This is a genomic window from Akkermansia sp. KLE1798 (assembly GCF_001580195.1).
In the GTDB taxonomy this organism is placed as follows: domain Bacteria; phylum Verrucomicrobiota; class Verrucomicrobiia; order Verrucomicrobiales; family Akkermansiaceae; genus Akkermansia; species Akkermansia biwaensis.
In genome coordinates this window covers 1-5,951 of the sequence record NZ_KQ971071.1, presented here as the reverse complement: position 1 = coordinate 5,951, position 5,951 = coordinate 1, and the positions used below count along the sequence as shown (strand labels likewise).

The 5,951-nt window shown below is 53.0% G+C and carries 2 tRNA genes and 3 rRNA genes; all 5 read left to right on the top strand.

Features of this window, described 5'->3' with window-relative positions:
- The first annotated feature begins 401 nt into the window (after positions 1–401).
- The 5 genes from HMPREF3039_RS02375 to rrf all read left to right on the top strand — a co-directional run bounded on the left by HMPREF3039_RS02375 (position 402) and on the right by rrf (position 5,752).
- Positions 402–1,913, top strand: a 16S ribosomal RNA gene (locus tag HMPREF3039_RS02375).
- Between the two features lie 174 nt (positions 1,914–2,087).
- Positions 2,088–2,163: transfer RNA gene (locus HMPREF3039_RS02370), tRNA-Ala, on the top strand.
- Positions 2,164–2,248: 85 nt separating this feature from the next.
- Positions 2,249–2,325 (top strand) — tRNA-Ile (locus HMPREF3039_RS02365).
- A gap of 211 nt (positions 2,326–2,536) precedes the next feature.
- A 23S ribosomal RNA gene (locus HMPREF3039_RS02360) occupies positions 2,537–5,372 on the top strand.
- 264 nt (positions 5,373–5,636) lie between these two features.
- Positions 5,637–5,752: ribosomal RNA gene (rrf, locus tag HMPREF3039_RS02355) — 5S ribosomal RNA — on the top strand.
- The 16S, 23S and 5S rRNA genes sit together here with 2 tRNA genes alongside, the layout of an rRNA operon.
- The last annotated feature ends 199 nt before the right edge of the window (positions 5,753–5,951 follow it).

The following is a 5,951-nucleotide window of genomic DNA, read 5'->3' as shown; positions in this document are numbered from 1 at the left end:
TAGACTTCTCGGCACGCCAACACGGCGGCAGTACGAAAGGCCAACGTCTCTGAGGGCCCCGGAAAGGGAAACGAAGGGAAGGGAAGCCGGCCGTCTGCAGGAAGCTTTTTTAGATAGAGAGCGCCGATAAGAAGATTTTCAAGGGAATGACTACCGAACCCTTCGCAGGGCCGGCCTTTGAGCGATGAGAATCGCCCGGAGGAGCACTGGCTTGAAGGAGCGACCTAGCTCTGAGAGGGGAGGGTTGGTAGAAGCAAGGGAAGGAAAAAAGGTCGTGACGCGCGCCGTGCTGGTATAAGCGAGGAGGCACGAGGGAGACAAACCCGAGTGAAGAGCTTGCGAAGCATGGCGCAAATGAAATCGAGAGATTCCATTTGGTCCAGCAATTTCAAAAATTATATTTGATGGAGAGTTTGATTCTGGCTCAGAACGAACGCTGGCGGCGTGGATAAGACATGCAAGTCGAACGGGAGAATTGCTAGCTTGCTAATAATTCTCTAGTGGCGCACGGGTGAGTAACACGTGAGTAACCTGCCTCTTAGTGGGGGATAGCCCTGGGAAACCGGGATTAATACCGCATACGATTGAAAGATCAAAGCAGCAATGCGCTAGGAGATGGGCTCGCGGCCTATTAGTTAGTTGGTGAGGTAACGGCTCACCAAGGCGATGACGGGTAGCCGGTCTGAGAGGATGTCCGGCCACACTGGAACTGAGACACGGTCCAGACACCTACGGGTGGCAGCAGTCGAGAATCATTCACAATGGGGGCAACCCTGATGGTGCGACGCCGCGTGGGGGAATGAAGGTCTTCGGATTGTAAACCCCTGTCATGTGGGAGCAAATTAAAAAGATAGTACCACAAGAGGAAGAGACGGCTAACTCTGTGCCAGCAGCCGCGGTAATACAGAGGTCTCAAGCGTTGTTCGGAATCACTGGGCGTAAAGCGTGCGTAGGCTGTTTCGTAAGTCGTGTGTGAAAGGCAGGGGCTCAACCCCTGGATTGCACATGATACTGCGAGACTAGAGTAATGGAGGGGGAACCGGAATTCTCGGTGTAGCAGTGAAATGCGTAGATATCGAGAGGAACACTCGTGGCGAAGGCGGGTTCCTGGACATTAACTGACGCTGAGGCACGAAGGCCAGGGGAGCGAAAGGGATTAGATACCCCTGTAGTCCTGGCAGTAAACGGTGCACGCTTGGTGTGCGGGGATTCGACCCCCTGCGTGCCGGAGCTAACGCGTTAAGCGTGCCGCCTGGGGAGTACGGTCGCAAGATTAAAACTCAAAGAAATTGACGGGGACCCGCACAAGCGGTGGAGTATGTGGCTTAATTCGATGCAACGCGAAGAACCTTACCTGGGCTTGACATGTAATGAACAGCATGTGAAAGCATGCGACTCTTCGGAGGCGTTACACAGGTGCTGCATGGCCGTCGTCAGCTCGTGTCGTGAGATGTTTGGTTAAGTCCAGCAACGAGCGCAACCCCTGTTGCCAGTTACCAGCGAGTAAAGTCGGGGACTCTGGCGAGACTGCCCAGATCAACTGGGAGGAAGGTGGGGACGACGTCAGGTCAGTATGGCCCTTATGCCCAGGGCTGCACACGTACTACAATGCCCAGTACAGAGGGGGCCGAAGCCGCGAGGCGGAGGAAATCCTGAAAACTGGGCCCAGTTCGGACTGTAGGCTGCAACCCGCCTACACGAAGCCGGAATCGCTAGTAATGGCGCATCAGCTACGGCGCCGTGAATACGTTCCCGGGTCTTGTACACACCGCCCGTCACATCATGGAAGCCGGTCGCACCCGAAGTATCTGAAGCCAACCGCAAGGAGGCAGGGTCCTAAGGTGAGACTGGTAACTGGGATGAAGTCGTAACAAGGTAGCCGTAGGGGAACCTGCGGCTGGATCACCTCCTTTCTATGGAGTAAGTGCAGCATTGACTGCATAGGTCGGCTCTCGTCCCGAGGGATGAGAAAGCGTATCTCGCGAGGGAGCGCAACGAACTACAACAAGATGTGTAAAGCAGGCTCGCCTTTGAGCGGAGCCGGTACGACGTGCGTCACGGCCTTTTTTTCGGAAAGACCCGCAACTGGGGGTATAGCTCAGTTGGTAGAGCGCCAGCTTTGCAAGCTGGATGTCCGGGGTTCGAGTCCCCGTGCCTCCACCAGTTTCGGTAAGCGGGTTGAAAAAGGAAAAGAACTGTTAACTATTAACTGTTACCTATTCCCTTTTAACCGCGAGAGACCCAAGCCGGGCCTGTAGCTCAGTTGGTTAGAGCACGCGCTTGATAAGCGCGGGGTCACAGGTTCAAGTCCTGTCAGGCCCACCAAGAAATTGCTTATTGGAAGGAAGACGAAAATTGACATCTGCGTGGCAAAAGAAACGATTGCTGAGAAGCAATCGCTTTCCAACAAGTGGGTAGTTGAATAACAACAACTACAACAACACAAAAAACATGCATACCAAGATAAAAAGACAATACAGTAAGTCACGAAAGGGCTTTGTGGTATTGTAAGAGTGGTAAAAAGCTTTTGCAATATGATGAAGTAAGTAAGGGCGTACGGTGAATGCCTTGGTGCCAACAGGCGAAGAAGGACGCGGCAAGCTGCGAAAAACCTCGGGAAGCTGCAAGCAAGCGATGATCCGGGGGTGTCCGAATGGGGTAACCTGACTGGGGTAATACCTGGTCGTTCATACCTGAATACATAGGGTATGAAACGCAATACCCGCTGAAGTGAAACATCTCAGTAAGCGGAGGAAAAGAAAGAGAAATCGATTCCGTAAGTAGTGGCGAGCGAAAGCGGATGGAGCCCAAACCGAAGGTACTCCTTCGGGGTTGTAGGACCACGACATATTCGACCATAGTGGATAGTAGAACAGCCTGGAAAGGCTGGCCATAGAAGGTGAAAGCCCTGTAGACGAAATCCAGAGTGGGAATTAGTGGAATCCTGAGTAATACATCACACGTGGAACGATGTATGAATCAGCGCGGACCACCGCGCAAGGCTAAATACTAGTTGGCGACCGATAGTGAACAAGTACCGCGAGGGAAAGGTGAAAAGAACCGCTGTGAGCGGAGTGAAATAGAACCTGAAACCGTATGTCTACAAAGTGTCAGAGCAGAGCAATCTGCGATGGCGTGCCTTTTGTTTAATGAGTCTGCGAGTCAGTGTTTGTGGCAAGACTAAGGGCTTCCGGCCCGGAGTCGTAGCGAAAGCAAGTCCGAATAGGGCGCATTAAGTCGCAGGTACTGGACCCGAAGCGGAGGTGACCTACCCTTGGCCAGGTTGAAGCATGGGTAAAACCATGTGGAGGACCGAACAGGTGAACGTTGAAAAGTTCTCTGATGAGCTGAGGGTAGGAGTGAAAGGCTAATCAAACCCCGTGATAGCTGGTTCTCTTCGAAATGCATTTAGGTGCAGCGTCACGTGCTGATGCGCGGGGGTAGAGCACTGACAAGGCTAGGGGGCACACCCGCTTACCAAACCTTATCAAACTCCGAATACCGTGCAATGGAACGTGGCAGTGAGACAGTGGGGGATAAGCTTCATTGTCGAGAGGGAAACAACCCAGACCAGCAGCTAAGGTGCCTAAATAACGCTGAGTGGAAAGGATGTGGGATTACACAGACAGTGAGGATGTTGGCTTAGAAGCAGCCACCATTTAAAAAATGCGTAATAGCTTACTCATCGAGTGATCCTGCGCCGAAAATGATTGGCGATCAAGCGTTATACCGAAGCTCTGGACTTTGCCGCAAGGCAGAGTGGTAGAAGAGCGTTGCATGCGCATTGAAGGGTGATGGCGACTGACCCTGGAGCGCATGCAAGTGAGTATGCAGACATGAGTAACGTAAAGCCGGGTGAAATCCCCGGCCGCCGTAAACCCGAGGTTTCCAGGGCAACGTGTTTCGTCCCTGGGTTAGCCGGGACCTAAGCCGAGGCCGAGAGGCGTAGGCGATGGATATCAGGTTAATAATCCTGAGCTCGCGACCCTTAAACTGGGGGGACGCATGAGAAGAGATGACTAGGTTATTGAATTCCGAGCTGGGTCCACGGACCCAGCGCATCATCAAATCGAGTGCCAAGAAAAGCCCCAGCGTATGCTAAGCGACCCGTACCGCAAACCGACACAGGTGGGTGGGTAGAATATACCAAGGCGTAAGAGTGAAACCTGGTTAAGGAACTCGGCAAATTAGCCCCGTAACTTCGGAAGAAGGGGTGCCTGCAGCGATGCAGGCCGCAGAGAAATGGCCCAACCGACTGTTTATCAAAAACACAGCACTCTGCAAAGACGCAAGTCGAAGTATAGGGTGTGACACGTGACCAATGCCGAAAGATTAAGGCAAGGGGTTAGCCGCAAGGCGAAGCTCTGAACCCAAGTCCCGGTGAATGTCGGCCGTAACTATAACGGTCCTAAGGTAGCGAAATTCCTTGTCGGGTAAGTTCCGACCTGCACGAATCGTGAAACGAGTTGGGCACTGTCTCAACCAGGCGCTCAGTGAAATTGTAGTGGCGGTGAAGATGCCGCCTACCCGCAGAAGGACGGAGAGACCCTATAGACCTTAACTGTAAGCTGTCATTGTTTCTTCGGTTTTAATGCTCAGAGTAAGTGGGAGACGCTGAAGATGCCCTTTAGGGGGCATCCGAGTCATCAATGAGACACCACCCTTTGAAACTGGAGGATCTAACCCTGAGCCGTGAATCCGGCCAGAGGACCGTGTCAGCCGGTCAGTTTTACTGGGGCGGTATCCTCCCAAAGAGTAACGGAGGAGCGCGAAGGTGGGCTCAGCCCGGTTGGCAACCGGGTGTCGAGTGCATGGGCATAAGCCCGCCTAACTGTGAGACCAACAAGTCGAGCAGATGCGAAAGCAGGCCCAAGTGATCCGGCGGTAGAAAGTGGAATTGCCGTCGCTCAACGGATAAAAGGTACCTTAGGGATAACAGGCTGATCACGCCCAAGAGTTCATATCGACGGCGTGGTTTGGCACCTCGATGTCGGCTCGTCGCATCCTGGGGCTGGAGAAGGTCCCAAGGGTCCGGCTGTTCGCCGGTTAAAGCGGCACGCGAGCTGGGTTCAGAACGTCGCGAGACAGTTCGGTCCTCTATCCTCTGTGGGCGTTGGAAAATTGAGGGGTTCAGACCTTAGTACGAGAGGACCGGGTCTGACGCACCACTGGTGCATCGGTTGTACTGTCAAGTGCATGGCCGAGTAGCTAAGTGCGGAAGGGATAAGCGCTGAAAGCATCTAAGCGCCAAGCCCATCCCAAGATGAGTTTTCCCTATAGGTTCGTGGAAGACCACCACGTCGATAGGTCGCAGGTGTAAGTGCAGCAATGTATTGAGCCAAGCGATACTAATCACCGATAGACTTCATCATATTACATCACTCCCAATCGTGAATACAACTTGCCGGTTGTCCCATATTCACCATATGCATGAAATAACACCACCAGCCACGCAGATGTCAGTTTACGCTGACCCCCTTCCCAATAACATTCCCCTTAAACAGGAAGAAAATCTCCTTGCCACACACAAAAAACCAGACATAAAAAATCCCCCCCCTGAAAAGCACCCCTAACAAGGGCGCCGGGCAGGCAGGACGAAGCCCCCTCTCACACAACAGAGAAGCTCCCCCCTGAAGCCCGGTGGCCAGAGCGCAGTGGTCCCACCCGGTCCCGTTCCGAACCCGGAAGTGAAACGCTGCCGCGCCAATGGTAGTCGGACGATAGGTCCCGCAAGAGTAGGTCGCCGCCGGGATTTTTTACCATCAAGCCCCTCGAGTTTAAACAACTCCAGGGGCTTGTTCTTTTTCTTGAAAACAACCCATTCAAACATCCCATTAAGATATTAAGGGACCAAAGGGACCTAATAGACTCAAGGGACTCAGTAGACTTAACGGACAGAGTGGGTTTGATGTCGGGGCCATTACGGCCAATATGTCCATAAAGTCCATTAA